The sequence below is a fragment of the Ferriphaselus amnicola genome (genome assembly GCF_000974685.2).
Classification (GTDB): domain Bacteria; phylum Pseudomonadota; class Gammaproteobacteria; order Burkholderiales; family Gallionellaceae; genus Ferriphaselus; species Ferriphaselus amnicola.
In genome coordinates, this window is sequence record NZ_AP018738.1 from 1,606,995 (window position 1) to 1,622,854 (window position 15,860).

The following is a 15,860-nucleotide window of genomic DNA, read 5'->3' on the forward strand; positions in this document are numbered from 1 at the left end:
GTCCGGGATTATTCTGCTCCCGCTGCCCCACATGGGCAGCCGAGTGTCGCAGCTCGGAGACGTAGGCGGACGAACCGCCACCACGGCGGTATTTTTACGTTCGTCACCTCAGCACGTTCAAGTTTTGGCGGGCTGTGTGGGAGGGCGCAAGCCCTGCCGGTTCCTATGTCCCGGTCTGCGAACCCGCACAGTTCCGCCTCCCCATTTCGCAGTGGCGAGTCGGAATCTATTAACCGACATAGGAGATTCGCCATGATTCTGTACACCATCACGCCCACAAAACCGGGCATTCCACCCCTACATAAACACGGCGCTTTTGATGACATCGACGAAGCGTTAAATCGAATTCGACTGGCCGCCAGTGCGCTTTCCGGTCTGGGCAGTTTGCTAGAACCCGAGCACACCCGCGCCGACGAGCAGCTCAACATGGCGCTGCGCTCGCAGGCTTCCGCCGTGTTTGAGTTCTTCGGCCTCATCCTCACTGAAAACCGCGAGATCGCCGTCGAGGCGGTAAGTCGTCTGCATTTCGACATCGAACATTCAATTCAAGGAGATCAACCATGCTAATCAAAATCACCCTGAGTGGCGTTTCTCCACTGATCTGCAACCGATTCACCGAGGCCGCTCAACAGAAGGTTTCTGCCGGAACTACGGTAGCCATTCGCGGTGCGCAAGGCATGCCGCGCGAGCAGGCCGAACCCAAGCTGTATCTGGATGCGAACAGCAAACCCTGCATTCCCAGCCCGAACCTGATGCGCGCCATCGTTGACGCGGGCACGTTCATCAAATCGGGCAAATCAAAACTTTCCACCCAGCGCACTAGTCTGGTTCCGGCAGGCATCTCCATTGTGGAGCCAGAGCTACCCATTACGCCGAGCAAGTGGGAGGTGGATAGCCGCTCCGTGGTCATTCCCGCCACGGGTGGGCGCGTGATGGCGCACCGCCCGCGCTTCGATGAATGGCGCCTCTCGCTCACGCTAGATGTCGATACCGACATGTTTGACGAAGGTGTTGCCCGTCAACTGGTGGACTTAGCCGGACAGCGCATCGGGCTGGGTGACTTCCGCCCGGCTCGGCGCGGGCCATTCGGACGGTTCCGGGTGGATTCTTGGAAAAAGATTTAAGAGTTGAGCGCCTGAGTGTCTAGAGCACCCGAGCGCCAAAACAGCAAAGCGATGCGAAGTGTCGCAATGCAATGCGAGGTGCGGTATAGCCTTGCAAGGAAAAGCAAACCAAGGGTAGCGAAACCCGGCGCAAGCCGGGTCTGCGGAGTGTGACGGCTCCGCACTGATGAGCAGTCAATCGTCAATGAGGCATTGCGCGGCCATGCATGGCCAGGCATCGCGCAGCAAGGCTAGGTGCGGCAAACCAAGGGATTTAATAGAGGACATCATGGGACGACACTATCCAAAAGCAACTGATCTTCGCAACCGTGAGCTGGCCTTGATTCATTTGGCCAAGCGTGATCTTTGTCTGTCTGATGATGAATACCGGGCGCTGTTGTGGAGTGTGGCGCGGGTGAATTCCAGTGCCGATCTGGATTGGCGTGGTCGCAAACTGGTGCTCGACCACTTCTTGAGTTGCGGTTTCAAGGTACAGCGCGCCCAGCAGCCCGGCCAAACCCACAAGTCACTCGCCGCCGACAAAGCCGCCATCGAACGCAAGATCGGCGCGCAGCTCAAGGCGCTGGACGCAGGCTGGCCGTATGCCTACGCCGTGTCTAAACGGCAGTTTCCTGACGTTGCGCGGTTTGAGTTTTTAACTGCCGAGCAGCTCGGCAAGGTAGCCAGCGCCCTAGAGCGCACCATTAAATCGCGTCAAACCAAGGCCGCACAATGACCGGCCTTACGCACGCCGATCTGCACTTGCTCCCGCCCAATATGCAATGGGTAGCACGGGTCATCGGCCTGCCCGCCACGATCAAGTTGGCCAAGGCGCATGGTGGGAGGTTTGTCTATGTCCCCAAGCACGTCAGCCAGGATCACCCCTTGTGTCACCTGATCGGGGCACAGGCCTTTGCAGCACTGGTGACGGAATACGGCGGAGAGCGCCTCGATGTCGCCAAGTGCGACCGTGCCGCTCAAGCCCTGCGCAATCAGCTCATCCGCGAAAAACGCCGCGAGGCCTCACAGTCAGACGTGGCCGGTCAGTTTGGCCTAACCGTGCGCCGAGTGAGAGATATAGAGAAGGATATAGTGGAAGATAGGCAGATTGGGTTGTTCTAAATCGTCCTTCTTCTCCAAGGACTGTTCCCAGTGGAGTTTCCTTGAATGAAGTCAGCCATCCCATTATCTGTGTCGATAACAAACCTGAGAATCTGATCACGATAGGTAGTGAGCGTATTGATTTGAATATAGCCTGCATCTCTTCCTCGATGAGCTATATCCCCCCTGACAGTCACGAACTCATTCAAAGCAGTCGCCCCCAGAGTCCATGATTCGGAGATGTCTTCAACTCCAGATAGCCGTTTGAATAATGGGACTAAAATAGTGCTCTTGGGGGTATTGATAGACTGTGTTGTTTGGATGCAGTGGTTTTCATACACCATTTTCCATCCGTCCCCAGCAAGTTCAAGTGGCTTTAGTTCATGTTTGGACTCTCGTACAACTTTTGAAATTTCCCGTTGGACATGCTCAGGCAGTTGATCAGGGCTTGTAGCTCTTGTGCAAAGGACTCTAGCAGTTTCAACAAGCAGTTCCTCAACATACAGCTCCCATGCTGCGCACAGCATTACCACACCACTTCGAGTAATATGACCCAGACCTCTACGCCCAAGCCCATCGTGGTTAAGAGCATTGTGACTTTCGATGATTCGATCAACATCATCAAGCATCGAGTTTTCAAATTTGCTAAGCGCTGAAGAGGGCATAGAATCCTTTCTAAATGAGTGCATGTGACAAGCTTATCTAACCCCAGCCCACTCTAGGCTTAAACATCACAATGAGTCAATATGGCCAATAGCTTAGCCGAAGAGAAATGGATATAGGCCGAATGGCATATTGAGCATAGATTGCTGTTGTGTGATTATGTCGAGGTGTTGGTCGTCTTGGTGGCCGCCTACGCTGTAGCCTTAGGCGGCTGAAGGTATGAGGATGTGCTGTGTTATTTTTGCACGGCTAGTATTCTAGGCCACTCATGCTGATGTAAACTGCGAAAAAGTCAGTGAAACTGTAAATTCACGCTCATAGAATAATCATAGTTAATGCCTGCTCCCCAACTAGACACTGCTTCATTGTTTTATGACCTCAACAGGTTTCGAATTGAGGGGCGACTCTTGACCGATCAATCTGTAATCTCTAAATACGAGAGGTCAATTGAAGCTATTAAGGCGGGCAAGAACTGTCAGCCCGCCTCGTCGCAGGAGGTTGCATCCTACTATGTCATTCTCGCTTCGCTACGTTGTTTAACTGCCGATTTCGGACAGGTAGTCACGCTAGGGGAAAAGGCGCTGAATATGACCCAAGATCCTTATCTCGTTTATAACCAATCTGTAACACTATCTATTTCCGGTTATTTTTCAAAGGCTAGAGCTACTTTGGATAAAGTGAGTGAGTACGACCTTGCTTCGCTTAGTTTAACGGAAGATGATGGTGTGCGAATTACCTCGATTCTTCAGGATACAATATCCTTGGACAGGGATGTACTGTCAGATGACAGGGTTCGAGATAGGTTTTCGTATGATGTTGATCGAATTTTGGAGATGCGAGAAATCCTCTCTGACCTTGGGATAAGTGATTCACAGGCGCTGTCGATGCTTGATATTGCCGGTGATGTACTACGTAGCAGGAATACTTTCCTTGCGCATGATTTGTACATTCATACTAATTCCATAGAACGGTATCTTTCTATCAGTTTGCCAGTTTCACTTTCTGCGAGCGAAATCGCAGAAATGGAGTGGGAGTGTATTGGCAAGGTAATGGAACAGTATCCTGAGGTTCCATACTCTTCGTTCAATATTGGCTTTACGAGTGCAAACGCTCATGGCTAATTGCGCTCAAGATTTCCTTACCCTTGCCTGCGAGATGCAGGTAAGCGCCACAAACGAAATTGGTATGCGAACAGCGGCGAATAGAGCCTATTATTCTGTATACCACAATGCAAAAAATATAAAGAATTTAGTTAATCTTCCGGATTCGCAGGGTGCTGGTGGGGTTCATGCCAAGCTCTTCCGCTCACTTGAAGAGTGTAAGCCTAGACACTCAAGCATGCAGACAGAAATTAGGCAAGTGGGAATCTTCGCAACACGGCAACTTAAGACGCTTAGGACGGATGCAGACTACGATATTGATATAACCTTTGATAAGGTCAAAATGGATGAGACTATTGCAAAATCACAGTTGCTAATGGGAAAAATCTCTACCATTCTAAGCCAGCACAAACTGCCGAGCCCATCACCAACAACTGAGGATGAACCTTTGAGTACTGATAAACCCGAGATAGGGGCTCCGGTTCCGCGATCTCGGTTTCATCTCCGTGCGGTTAAATGACATTTGAAAAGCCCTGCTTAGCAGGGCTTTTCATTTCATACTCAAAGGTATAGGCATACTCCACCAATAGAAGCCAAGATTACCCTGCTCCGAACCAGTCCTGCTATAGATACCGGCTTGATGGGTGTCAATGAGGCATCCGCGACATGATCGCGGTCAGCGAGTTCGTGGTGTTTGCTGTTACGTTAGGATGGAAATAGGCCCTGATGTGCTTCTTGACCTTGAAGATCCAGAGATGCCTGGCTTATTGCAGCGGACATGCTTCAGTCTTGGATATGATTTAACTGAGGCAAAGTAATAAATGGCCTATGTCTTGAGAAAAAGGATATAGGCTGAATGGCATATATTTTGATGCCTAATCATGTGTTCTAATCGCCAGAAATCTTAATCTGAAAGTTAGGTACTGATATGCAAATTCAACAGGCAATTCTGCATCGAATTGAAAAAGAGAAGAACACCAGTGGAACTGGTTCCGCGATTCCAGTTACCCGAACCAGTCAACTTCCCATTGATGGTCGTCTTGAAAAAATGACCGAGGAAATACTCAAAATATATGGGAAGTCAACGAATGGCTATGGGACATTCAACGCCAATCAGACCTTATATCAATTTCCAGTAAAGCTTAAAGACTACGTTCTACAGTCTACTGATTTCATTCAATTCACTATAGATACGACCGATCTGATTTCATTAAAAATGGCCGGTGAGGCTTTCTCAACTGGCGGATATGTACTAATTCTTCGTTATACAAATCTAGGGCAGGATTGGCTGATGGTAGCCATGCTTAAGCTGAAGCATGGAACTGGAATTAATGAACAGACGATGGATCTAAGTGACACATTGAGCTTCGATATTGATCATTTGCATGAGGCTGCGAGAGTTGATCTAGCAAAATGGCAGTCAAATACTCAACCCTACTTGTCATTTGTCAAGAAACGTCAAACAACCTCGGAGGTTTCAAAATACTTCCGTGAGGCGTTGGGATGCACGGAATATACTGACTCAAAGCATCAGACTATCCAGATAAAAAAAGCTTTTGAGGATTATTGCGAAGCAAATTCGTGGAGCAGTGAAAAGAAACGCACGGGTCGCCAGCAGTTCTATGAACATTGCGATGCCAAGGATAAATCTGGAGAGCCGGTCAATCTCGCAGCTTTGTCTGCGATACTGGACGATCAAAATCCGACATCATTCTCTGAATTTGTGCGAGATAATGACTATCAGGTCAATGATACATTTAAGCCTGATCGGGCGACCTTTTCCAAGCTTAATAGAATTTCAAAATCGTTTGGGTCAGTCAAGGTCAGCTTTGAAGTGCAGGACATTGATAACGGCAAGGTTGCGTACGACCCCGACAACAGATGTTTGGTAATCAGAGATTTGCCAAGTGAATTGATAGACGAAATCAATAAACATAAGTCCAGTGATGCAACAACTACCGCATGACGATCTCGATCTTGCTATCCTGATATTCAAGCATCTGCGGAATAGCAGGATTGAAGATGGCCATTTATATGGGACTCTTGATACATCACTGAGCATTGATGATGTCGCCAATGCTCTTGAAAAAGTGCGTCTTGATGTTACTCACAATACTCACAGTCGCGATATCGAAATGCGTTTGCCAAGTAATTTCTTCTGTTCAATGGAAGATATACTAAAAGCGCCTTTACGGAGACTCTCCTATCCGGAGCGATTTTATCTGAAGGACATAGACTATCAATATTCGGGTGACAGGAACTCTGCACCACAAATTGTGCGTCAATATATTGCTGCCATTCAGTTATTTTCATCCCTAGAAAAATCTGCTGATCACATTGGCGGTATTGCGGGAGATAAGTCGTTGGTCTTTTTGCAAAAGACAAAAGTTGAAATCTCCTCGAAATACTTCGATAAAGATTTGCGAGATATAAGTCACCTTTCTGAGTTTGAGTCAGAATACATAAATAGCGACACTCACCAAGAGCAAAAACGAACCATTATCAAGACTGCGCTGTTTGAACTCTTTCAAGGGACTGGAAAAATAGCGTTTTCTGACGTTCTGGCAAGATTTGATGAGATCTTCGATAAAGTGCAGTCTAGCTATCAGTTGTATGTTGCAGAGTTCTCCTTTCAGAAGGTGAAGGCTGAGGTAGAGAAAGAGAAGCTTGATGCCATGATCAAGCTAAACAAGGTGTTTTCTGATGTGCAAAGTCAGCTGTTAGCAGTTCCAGTTGCGCTGGTGCTAGTCGGCGGGCAAATGGAAGACAAAGCTTCATGGACCGGAAAAAACATACTAATCTGGTTAGGTGCTTTAATTTTCGCAATCCTGATGGATTTATTAATTCGTAACCAACTACATACGCTAAATGCAGTCAAACAGGAAATTGATCAGCAGCGTCAGCAAATAACGAGCAAATATAGCGCTGTCGCAAATCGATTCTCTGGCATATATAAAGACATCAATGATAGACACAATCACCAAAAAGGATTGATCACCACTGTTGATGCTTTAGTTGCAATTGCTCTGACAGTGACGACTTGGATGCTGTTATATTATTCCGGAGCACTCCCTTCGGGGCCATTCTTTCATTAGCAATCCCATTCGCCTAGCCTAACACGACTGCTCAGCGGAACCCCTTCCGCCTTAATTCCCCTCCCGCGCGCGCGTAACCTGCGCGCATGCATTCACCGAAAACACCCCTAAAAACCTGCGGCACTTGCGCCGACTGGACTGCGTCTTCTGATACGCGCATGGAAGGCTACGGCCTCTGTCGCCATCAGTCTGCATCGCAGTATCTGGCCGCGCGCGTCATTTGTCGCATCAACCTATGGAAAGGATGCGCGTGATGAATATCACTCCGCATTTCACGCTGGAAGAAGTGACTCGTTCCAGTACCGGCCAACGTCTTGGGATAAATAACACTCCTGACGCTTCCCAACTGGCGGGCATCTATGTCTCAGCAGCAGGAATGGAACAGGTGCGGCAGATCCTTGGTTTTCCTGTGTTCATTGATTCCTGGCTGCGCGTGGAGGAGCTGGAAAAGGTACTCACGCGCAAGGACTTCCTAGGCTGGTGCAAACGACATCAGCACCCCGACAACGATCACTCTTGGGCGCTGTACTTCGCGCTCAAGGCTCACCCCAAGGGCTTCGGGGTGGACTTTCTGTGTCCACAGTGTTGAATTGCGTGTAAAACTGACCCACCAATTGCATTGAACTTTGACCCACCCTTGAATTATCTCTGAACGTTTCAAGTTGTGGATAGTTTTCTGTTTTTGCCCTCCTTTCCCGATTGAGTTGAACTGTTTCTGAAGCGGTAACTGTCGTTGCCGGACTCCACGATGTGGCAGTGGTGCGTCAACCTGTCGAGCAACGCCGTTGTCATCTTTGCATCCCCGAACACACAGCCCCATTCAGCGAAGCTTAAGTTGGTCGTGATCACAAGACTCGTGCGCTCATAGAGTTTGCCAATGAAGTGGAACAGTAATGCACCTCCCGCTTGGCTGAACGGCAGATAGCCCAACTCATCCAGAATCACCAGATCGGCATACATCATCCGGTTAGCAATCTGCCCCTGTTTGCCCGCAGCCTTCTCCAACTCCAACGCATTCACCAACTCAATGGTCGAGAAGAACCTGACTCGACGATGCTGATGTTGCACCGCCTGCACACCGAGTGCCGTCGCCAGATGCGTCTTGCCCGTGCCAGGGCCTCCGACCAGCACCACATTGTGTGCCTGATCCAAGAACTCGCATCGATGCAACTGCCGGATGAGTGCCTCGTTCACCACGCTCTGGCTGAAGTCGAAACTCGCCAAGTCACGGTAGACTGGGAAACGGGATGCCTTCATCTGGTAGGCGATAGAGCGTACCTCGCGTTCCGCCATCTCGGCCTTGAGCAAGGTACTCAACATCACTTGTGCACTCTGATAGGCAGGTGAACCTTGGCTAGCCAGTTCATCCACCGCCTGCGCCATGCCGTATAACTTGATGCTCTTGAGCGTGGTGATCATGGCTTCATGCTGCATGGCGCACCTCCCTCAATTGGTCATAGCGGCTAACGTTAGACTGCGGCTCGACCACGAGCGTCAGATGGGCCGGCGTATCAACAGGGGCTGGTGGTGCAGGCTCAATCAGTCGCGTCAGCAGATTGAGCACATGCTGCTTGGATGGCACACCGCTCTCTAGGGCCAACTCGACTGCTGTGAGCACGGCAGCTTCATCGTGCTGTAAGACGAGGGCTAAGATTTCTACCATCTCCCGATCTCCACCCAGTCGCTTGAGCAAGATGTTCTGCAAATGCTTGAAGCCTTCGGGTAGTTCAGCGAACGGTGCACCGTTGCGCAATGCACCTGGCTTGCGTTGAAGCACGCTCAGGTAATGACGCCAGTCGTAGATCGTCTGACCATGAGCATGCTTATTCGAAATCATCCGCACATGCTCGGCAATGATTTGAGATTCAGCTACGAACAACAGCTTGTCGGCATACACCCTCAGGCTGATGGGGCGGTTGGCATAGGAGGCCGGAACACTGTAGCGGTTACGCTCGAACATGACCAAGCAAGTCGGCGACACGCGTTTGACGTGTTCAACAAATCCATCAAATGGGCAGGACAGCGCCATCAGGCAAGGATGTTCGTCCGCATAGACATCTGCGATACGACGTTCCGATTGTAGGGGATGAGGGAGTTCTTTCCAGAGCGACAGGCAGCGTTGATGTAGCCAGTCATTGAGTTCATGCAGACTCCCAAACGCGGGGAGTTTGTTCCAGATGCGATGCCTTGCATCTTGTACGTTTTTCTCAATCTGTCCTTTCTCCCAACCGGAAGCTGGATTGCAGAATTCAGCATCGAACAGGTAGTGGCTCACCATGGCAGAGAAGCGGATATTGACGTCGCGTTGTTTGCCGCGTCGGACCTTGTCTACTGCGGTGCGCATGTTGTCGTAGATGCCACGCGCAGGCACGCCGTCGAAGACAGCGAAGGCATGGTTGTGTGCGTCGAACAGCATCTCGTGTGTCTGCAACGGATAGGCACGCAGATAGAAGGCTCGACTGTGACTGAGTTTGAAGTGAGCAATCTGAAGTTTGGTGCGTTCTCCCGCGATGACGGCCCAGTCTTCGCTCCAATCGAACTGGAAGGCTTCACCAGGTGCAAAGATGAGCGGAATGAAGGTGCCGCGTCCCGCCGTCTGCGCCTGTTCTTGTTGTTGCTGTCGCCATCGTTTAGCGAAGGCAACCACTCGGTCGTAGGAGCCTGTGAAGCCTAGCTGCACCAAGTCGCTGTGCAGTTGCTTGAGACTACGCTTCTGTTTGCGTCCTTTGCCAGCTTCGGTCTTTAGCCATGCAGTTAGCTTGACGGCATAGTCGTCGAGCTTGCTGGGGGTCTTACGCTTGGGGTACTTGGGCTCAACGACTTTGTTGGTCAAATACTTCCTGATGGTGTTGCGGGAGAGTCCGGTCCTTCGAACGATCTCTCTGATGGGCATGTTGTCGCGCAAATGCCAGCGCCTGATGCTGCTTAATATCGCCACGTTGATCACTCCTGTTTGTTCCCGCTCAAATATTGAGCAGGACAGTATCTATACGTGGGTCAAATTTGGATGCAATTTACTGCGCTAGGTGGGTCAGTTTTGGGTGCAATTCAACAAGCTGACCCAACAAATCATAAACAAGGGGCTGTTCACTCCACCGGGCAAGTCAAGAGTCGAGCTGTGCGATGAAGAAGTGCGCGGCATGTATATAGAGGTGCGATCAACCAGCAACGGCCAGGGCTCTTACTATGTTCGCTATAAGGACAGCACCAACAAAACCTGCCATCAGCGTATCGGTCGCACTGCCGACATGCCGCTTGTCGAGGCCCGGAAACAGGCCAAGGCACTCAAGGCCGAGATCGCACTTGGGGCTGACCCGCGCGGTGAAATTAAATCCAAGCGGGCCATTCCGACGCTGAATGCGTTTTTCCACGAAACCTATTTGCCTTACGCCAAGGTACACAAGCGGAGCTGGCAGCGCGATGTTCAGCTGTTCGTGCGCATCGACAAGGAATTCGGTCAACTAAGACTGGATCAAGTGCAGAAGCAAAAGGTGGCGGTATTTCATGCCGGGCTGATGAGCGAGGAAGGCCTGTCAGCCGCCAGCGCTGATCATCACCCGAAGCTCTTGCGCCGTATGCTCTCGATGGCTATGGAGTACGAGTTGATCGACTCCAACCCGATGTCACGGTTCAAGCTGTTCAACCACGACAACAAAGTTGAGAACTACCTGACCGATGAGCAGCTAGTCCGGCTCATGGAAGTGCTGCGGGCGGATGCAAATCGAACTGTCTGCAACATAGCCATCCTCCTGCTGGGTACTGGCTGCCGTCTGAACGAAATCCTGTCGGCCAAGAAGTCAGACATCGACATCCAGAACCGTGTGCTGAAGATTGCCGCAAGCACCAGCAAGAGCAAGCGTGTCCGGTCGGTGCCGCTGAATGATGCCTCCATCGACATTATCCTGAAGCAGATGGAGGATACGCAGGGTTACGACTACCTGTTCATCAACCACCAGACCGGCAAGCCCTATGTGTCGATCAAGAAGGTTTGGGAAAGGCTGCGCAACAAGGCAGGACTGCCACACCTTCGAGTCCACGATCTTAGACATAGCTTCGCTTCGTTCCTTGTGAACAGTGGCCGGACGCTGTACGAGGTCCAACAGATACTCGGTCATTCACAGAGCATCGTAACGGAACGCTACGCACACCTGAGTAGCAAGACGCTACAGGATGCAGCCAACTCCGCCAGTCTCAGGATCATGCGGGCCAAGCCTGTTCTGGCAGTTGAAGCTCCGGCGATAGAGTCCACTGCGCAGGAAATGATCGAGGTGCAGCAAGCAGCATAGTAGTGACGGATTCCGGGGCGGGTGCAGTTTGACTCGCCTCGGGATACTGTCACTCACGCATGACTAAGCAGGCCGTTTCTGCGAAATTGATCTAGCACATAACCACAAAACCATTTTCCTCTACGTACTCTGTTTTGTACTAACTGCCGGAAGCTACTCGGCTCCGCTGGCATCTTCCTCTTATGTCTTTTTTGATTACAGTATCGACAGGCTGCAACGATGTTATCTGCATAGTCAGTCCCACCATCTTGGCGAGCAAGCAGATGTTCGGCAGTACACTGGAATTTTTGTGCCGCTGTTAAACTAAGTCCGTAAGCCTGTGCATATTGCTTGGAACTGTCTCCTTGCCACATTGGAAAATTACAATAGTGACAAAGGCCTGATTGGCGTACAAATGCAGAGTTTCGATTTTTGGTCAGTCTTGTGGTAGGCATAATGGCTCCTTGTTGTTAACAATGAACCCCGGCTGCCACATGACCATCACGGGTACCAGCCGACACAATCGGACTGGCCTTGAATGAGCCAACAAACGTGACTCATGCTGCGATAATAGCGCGTGATTTGTTGTGAATCAACCGCCAGATGCCACGCAAGTAGTTTCTACCACCAAGCAACTTTCGCCAACCTACTTCTACATCACCACCGGCAACTCCCCCCACTCCGTCGTATAGTTCGGCGACTTGTTTTCTCGACGCATCGCCCATCGCTGCTTGATGCCAGATGAGGCAAGCGTGATACTCCCCTTCCCCATGCGCTGATTGATCGCATCCATCACTTTCATGCGTTGGTCTGCTCGGCCATCCTCAGCGACATCATCGAACAGACTTCCTTGCTGCTGGCCTTTGGGTTCAAGCGCCATCAGCATCACGCCTGACTTTTTGTACTGATAACCAATCCGGTAGATCGCCTTCAGTCCGGTCATGGCAGCATGGGTCAGCTTGGAGGTGTCATCGGTAGCGATGATGGGTACGACGATGGAGCGGTCGTACTGAGGGTCGGATTCTTTGAACGGGTTGGTACGGACATAGACGCAAACATTACCTGCTACTGAACCATCCCGGCGCAGTTTCTCTGCTGCACGGGTAGTGAAGAAGGAGATGGACTCCATCAGGTCATCCAGTGCGGTGACGGTCTGGCCGAATGAACGTGATACCAGTATCTGTTGCTGTGGGACTCCCACCTGATCCAGCTCGATACATGACACGCCGTTAAGTTCGAGGACGGTGCGCTCAAGCACGATGGAGAAGCGTTGTCGGATGAGTTCAGGGCTGCTGGTGCGCAATGCCTGAACGGTATGGATGCCCATGCTTTGTAACTTTTCGGTGATGCGCCGACCCACGCCCCATACCTCATTGACGGGTAGGCTAGAGAACACAGTGCCGAGCTCATCGTCACTCAGTCTCCCGAAGTCACATACGCCCTCCTCGCCTGCCAGTCCCTTTTTGGCACAGTGGTTGGCCAGCTTGGCCAAGGTCTTGGTGGAGGCAATGCCGACACACACGGGCAAGCCGGTATGACGTTTGATGGTTTGCCGAATGGTCAGTCCGTAGGCAATCAGGCTCTCTTCTGGGAAGCCCGCTAGGTCAAGGAAACATTCATCGATGGAGTACATCTCCTGCCGGGGTGAGAAGTTGGATAGGATGGACATGACTCGTGCAGACATATCGCCATACAGAGCGTAGTTGCTGGACAGTGCGATGATGCCGTGCTGCTTGGCGAACTTCTCCATCTTGAACCACGGTTCGCCCATCTTGATGCCGAGCGCCTTCACCTCATTGGAACGCGCCACGGCACAGCCATCGTTGTTGGAGAGCACGACCACGGGCTTGCCTTCGAGCTTGGGATTGAATGCCCGCTCACAAGAAACGTAGAAGTTGTTGCAATCGACCAAGGCGATGGGCATGGCCGCCTCAGATGAATTTCTTGACGGTGGAGGTGACGACACCCCAGACCTGTAGCTCTTGGCCTTCTTTGAGGATGATGTCTTTGAATCGAGGATTCTCGGGCTTGAGCGTGACCTGATCACCTTGACGGTGCAAACGCTTCACGGTCAGTTCGCTATCAATCACGGCAATGACGATATGGCCGCTGACTGGCTCGATGGACTTGTCCACCACCAGCAGGTCACCATCGAAGATCCCTGCATCAATCATGCTGCTGCCCTTGGCGCGTACAAAGAAGGTGGAGTCCTTATGCGGCACCAGATGCTGATCCAAGCTCAAGCGCCCTTCCACATAGTCATCGGCTGGCGATGGAAATCCAGCCGGAACTTTATGGCTGAACAAGGGCGCGAAGATCGGTGGCACACCGAGTGCGGGAAGCTGGATAGAGGGAAACTGAGTCAGAGGATTCATGGCCAACGTAACGAATTAACGTCGACGGCATACTAGAGAACGTACGTTCGCCAGTCAAGTATGCAAGAGGAATTAGAGCTGGGTATCGGTAGGGTTACCACAGGCATGTGCATACTTCTTCAAAGTAGCGAAACTTGGAGAGTGCTTCTGATTGATGAGCGAAGACTCCAATCGAGAAACCGAACTGACAGTAAGCGCAGCTATCGACCCAAACAGGCGCAGACATTATCCGAGGCCAGATGGGCGCTGAACGCACGCAGGATTGATGAGGCAACGGGGACGTTTGCTCAAGAGCGATTGCTTGAGCAATGGGGTCCTGAGCAAATCAGCGGCCATGCCGCCATCAGCCCGGAAACGGTGTACCAGCGAATCTATGCTGATAAGCGAGCTGGTGGCAAAAAACAGCCCCTAGTCCAACTGAACGGAAGTAATCTTTGCAGCCAGTCTAGATGCTTGGTTACGCGAGCCGGAAGAGATTCGAACTCCTTACCCCTTGGTTCGCAGGATGGGATACAAACTATCTATCTTTATTAATCAGCCACTTACGATGCCAACAACATCGATAACTAGCGTCAGATGCCTTGATTAGCCTTGGAAATATACTGCTACGTGACAAATCGGTGACACTGGAATTACCTTACCAGCAGTTATAAACCGAGCAGCGCAGAGATTTTCGCGCGTACCTCGTCTAACTCTTCGACAGTGGCTTTTCCTTTCGGTGTTGCTTTACGTGCACGCCAGTCAAGATTCTTCACTTGGTCAGACAGCACCGCGCCGCTGACACCCTTTGCATGAATGATAACCTCAAACGGGTAGCCTTTGATCTGAGTAGTCATTGGACAGCACAACATGGTGCCGGTTTTTCCGTTATAGGATGCAGAACTCAATACCAATGCGGGGCGATGTCCAGCCTGCTCGTGCCCTGCCTGTGGCGAGAACTCAAGCCAGACTATGTCGCCAGCTTCTGGCACAAACCTAGAGACCATTACCAGACCTCCTTGCCCACTGGAACTCCCGCATCAACTAGGTGATGAAGGTTTTTCTCTGTAATGCCACCCAGCAGCTCCTCCAATTTGAATACTTTGCGTCGCACTGGCTCGATGACGATACGCCCCTGCTCTTCACGGACATCGACCGACTGATCTAAGTCAACATGTGCTGCCAGCATGATAGCCGCCGGTATGCGAACCGCAGCGCTGTTACCCCACTTCTTTACGATGACTTCCATAATGGCTTCTCCCAAAGTTGCAATAGTTCATAGTTTAGGAAGTTGCTAACGATGTGTCAACATTGTTTATACAATCATCATTCTCCATGAGAAAATGTTTACTACAAAAATTTGGCAGCATCGCCCCCCTGGATCTCAGATATGTACATGCTCTATATAATGGCTCGCCATAACCCTGCCGGAACATATAAATTCAGTGCTTGTTTGCCATTCCAATTCCTAATCGTTGGGTAAATGAAAAGCCCCTTGAGTGGGCAACGTAACGAATGAACGTCGATGACACGCTAGAGAACGTACGCTCACCAGTCAAATATGCAAAAGGAATTAGAGCTAGATATCGGTTGGGTTACCACAGGCATGTGCGTACGTCTTCAAAGTAGCGAAACTTGGAGAGTGCTTCTGATTGATGAGCGAAGACTCCAATCGAGAAACCGAACTGACAGTCGTACCGATGACTAAGCGGTTTATCTCCATGCGAGTGGGGAATACCACTCTGGGTACACATCGGACAAGAGAGTCCTCTGGATTATTGCCCGCCACTTCCGCTTACCAAATACGCATTCGGTGTGAGCACTAAAATATTGCCGTAGGGATTGAGCGACAACAAATCATCATCGCTCGAAACAATCACGTCGGCATTGCTCACTATAGCCAATGCCAAAAACTTATTGTCACGCGGATCACGACAAGGCGGATCAAGGGCTACCTCATCATCAAGTGACACTTGGAACATCCTAATCCTGTCACGATACATCGCAACAAATTCAAGACGGACTGATAAATCGAGGTAACGATCAAACTTGTCTCTACGGATCACCTCTACAAGTTCCGCAATCGTAGATGGAGATGCGCATAGTATCTCCCTCGGAAAGCGCCTTTATTACCACCTGCCGTGAAATCGAATGCTGTCGAAGTACTGCACCAATCAGT

At 50.7% G+C, this 15,860-nt stretch carries 19 protein-coding genes and 1 other RNA gene; 11 read left to right on the top strand and 9 right to left on the bottom strand.

Annotation, left to right across the window (positions count from 1 at the left end; genetic code table 11):
- The first annotated feature begins 252 nt into the window (after positions 1-252).
- The 5 genes from OYT1_RS08055 (at position 253) to OYT1_RS08075 (ending at position 2,225) form a co-directional block, all read left to right on the top strand.
- A complete protein-coding gene (locus OYT1_RS08055) occupies positions 253-567 on the top strand; it encodes a hypothetical protein (protein ID WP_062627756.1) in 315 nt (104 codons plus the stop codon).
- Positions 561-1,124 (top strand): hypothetical protein, encoded by a 564-nt coding sequence (locus OYT1_RS08060; RefSeq protein WP_062627755.1) that lies wholly within the window; start codon positions 561-563, stop codon positions 1,122-1,124. The genes OYT1_RS08055 and OYT1_RS08060 overlap by 7 nt, the downstream gene beginning before the upstream one ends.
- A 115-nt stretch (positions 1,125-1,239) precedes the next feature.
- Positions 1,240-1,304: hammerhead ribozyme type II (locus tag OYT1_RS08065), an RNA gene on the top strand.
- An 88-nt stretch (positions 1,305-1,392) separates the two neighbouring features.
- Complete coding sequence (locus OYT1_RS08070; RefSeq protein WP_062627754.1) at positions 1,393-1,839, top strand: regulatory protein GemA; 447 nt, start codon at positions 1,393-1,395, stop codon at positions 1,837-1,839.
- Positions 1,836-2,225 (top strand): OTU domain-containing protein, encoded by a 390-nt coding sequence (locus OYT1_RS08075; protein ID WP_062627753.1) that lies wholly within the window; start codon positions 1,836-1,838, stop codon positions 2,223-2,225. Before OYT1_RS08070 ends, OYT1_RS08075 begins: the two co-directional genes overlap by 4 nt.
- On the opposite strand, the gene OYT1_RS08080 is transcribed toward OYT1_RS08075, so the two are convergent.
- Positions 2,222-2,833 (bottom strand): HEPN domain-containing protein, encoded by a 612-nt coding sequence (locus OYT1_RS08080; RefSeq protein WP_197714073.1) that lies wholly within the window; start codon positions 2,831-2,833, stop codon positions 2,222-2,224. The two genes, OYT1_RS08075 and OYT1_RS08080, sit on opposite strands and share 4 nt — an antisense overlap.
- A gap of 441 nt (positions 2,834-3,274) precedes the next feature.
- Here OYT1_RS08080 and OYT1_RS08085 point away from each other — a divergent pair, with 441 nt between their 5' ends.
- From OYT1_RS08085 to OYT1_RS08105, 5 genes are all read left to right on the top strand, one after another.
- Entirely contained in the window at positions 3,275-3,988 is a 714-nt protein-coding gene (locus tag OYT1_RS08085) for a hypothetical protein (RefSeq protein WP_145983692.1), read from the top strand.
- Positions 3,981-4,487: a hypothetical protein gene (locus OYT1_RS08090; protein ID WP_062627750.1), complete on the top strand. Its 507-nt coding sequence runs from the start codon at positions 3,981-3,983 to the stop codon at positions 4,485-4,487. The genes OYT1_RS08085 and OYT1_RS08090 overlap by 8 nt, the downstream gene beginning before the upstream one ends.
- A 408-nt stretch (positions 4,488-4,895) precedes the next feature.
- Positions 4,896-5,933, top strand: a complete 1,038-nt coding sequence (locus OYT1_RS08095) for a nucleoid-associated protein (protein WP_062627749.1) — start codon at positions 4,896-4,898, stop codon at positions 5,931-5,933.
- Positions 5,914-7,062 (top strand): hypothetical protein, encoded by a 1,149-nt coding sequence (locus OYT1_RS08100; RefSeq protein ID WP_062627748.1) that lies wholly within the window; start codon positions 5,914-5,916, stop codon positions 7,060-7,062. The genes OYT1_RS08095 and OYT1_RS08100 overlap by 20 nt, the downstream gene beginning before the upstream one ends.
- 253 nt (positions 7,063-7,315) lie before the next feature.
- On the top strand, positions 7,316-7,651 hold the full coding sequence (locus tag OYT1_RS08105) for a D-Ala-D-Ala carboxypeptidase family metallohydrolase (RefSeq protein WP_172588525.1): 336 nt from the start codon (positions 7,316-7,318) through the stop codon (positions 7,649-7,651).
- Between the two features lie 68 nt (positions 7,652-7,719).
- Here OYT1_RS08105 and istB read toward each other — a convergent pair whose 3' ends face one another.
- Together istB and istA are read right to left on the bottom strand one after the other, a co-directional pair.
- On the bottom strand, positions 7,720-8,496 hold the full coding sequence (gene istB / locus OYT1_RS08110; RefSeq protein WP_062627778.1) for an IS21-like element helper ATPase IstB: 777 nt from the start codon (positions 8,494-8,496) through the stop codon (positions 7,720-7,722).
- Positions 8,486-10,009, bottom strand: a complete 1,524-nt coding sequence (gene istA, locus OYT1_RS08115; protein WP_062627779.1) for an IS21 family transposase — start codon at positions 10,007-10,009, stop codon at positions 8,486-8,488. The genes istB and istA overlap by 11 nt, the downstream gene beginning before the upstream one ends.
- 94 nt (positions 10,010-10,103) lie before the next feature.
- Here istA and OYT1_RS08120 point away from each other — a divergent pair, with 94 nt between their 5' ends.
- Complete coding sequence (locus OYT1_RS08120) at positions 10,104-11,348, top strand: site-specific integrase (protein WP_197714074.1); 1,245 nt, start codon at positions 10,104-10,106, stop codon at positions 11,346-11,348.
- 53 nt (positions 11,349-11,401) lie between these two features.
- On the opposite strand, the gene OYT1_RS14085 is transcribed toward OYT1_RS08120, so the two are convergent.
- The 6 genes from OYT1_RS14085 to OYT1_RS08160 all read right to left on the bottom strand — a co-directional run bounded on the left by OYT1_RS14085 (position 11,402) and on the right by OYT1_RS08160 (position 15,747).
- Complete coding sequence (locus OYT1_RS14085; RefSeq protein ID WP_084612094.1) at positions 11,402-11,782, bottom strand: HNH endonuclease; 381 nt, start codon at positions 11,780-11,782, stop codon at positions 11,402-11,404.
- Between the two features lie 197 nt (positions 11,783-11,979).
- Complete coding sequence (locus OYT1_RS08130) at positions 11,980-13,251, bottom strand: Y-family DNA polymerase (protein WP_062627775.1); 1,272 nt, start codon at positions 13,249-13,251, stop codon at positions 11,980-11,982.
- Between the two features lie 7 nt (positions 13,252-13,258).
- Positions 13,259-13,702 (bottom strand): LexA family protein, encoded by a 444-nt coding sequence (locus OYT1_RS08135; RefSeq protein ID WP_062627774.1) that lies wholly within the window; start codon positions 13,700-13,702, stop codon positions 13,259-13,261.
- A gap of 647 nt (positions 13,703-14,349) precedes the next feature.
- The gene (mazF, locus tag OYT1_RS08145) at positions 14,350-14,688 is read right to left on the bottom strand and encodes an endoribonuclease MazF (protein ID WP_062627772.1); all 339 of its coding nucleotides are present in this window, start codon (positions 14,686-14,688) and stop codon (positions 14,350-14,352) included.
- The gene (locus tag OYT1_RS08150) at positions 14,688-14,930 is read right to left on the bottom strand and encodes an AbrB/MazE/SpoVT family DNA-binding domain-containing protein (protein ID WP_062627771.1); all 243 of its coding nucleotides are present in this window, start codon (positions 14,928-14,930) and stop codon (positions 14,688-14,690) included. The genes mazF and OYT1_RS08150 overlap by 1 nt, the downstream gene beginning before the upstream one ends.
- Before the next feature lie 526 nt (positions 14,931-15,456).
- A complete protein-coding gene (locus tag OYT1_RS08160; RefSeq protein WP_232013144.1) occupies positions 15,457-15,747 on the bottom strand; it encodes a putative toxin-antitoxin system toxin component, PIN family in 291 nt (96 codons plus the stop codon).
- Between the last annotated feature and the right edge of the window lie 113 nt (positions 15,748-15,860).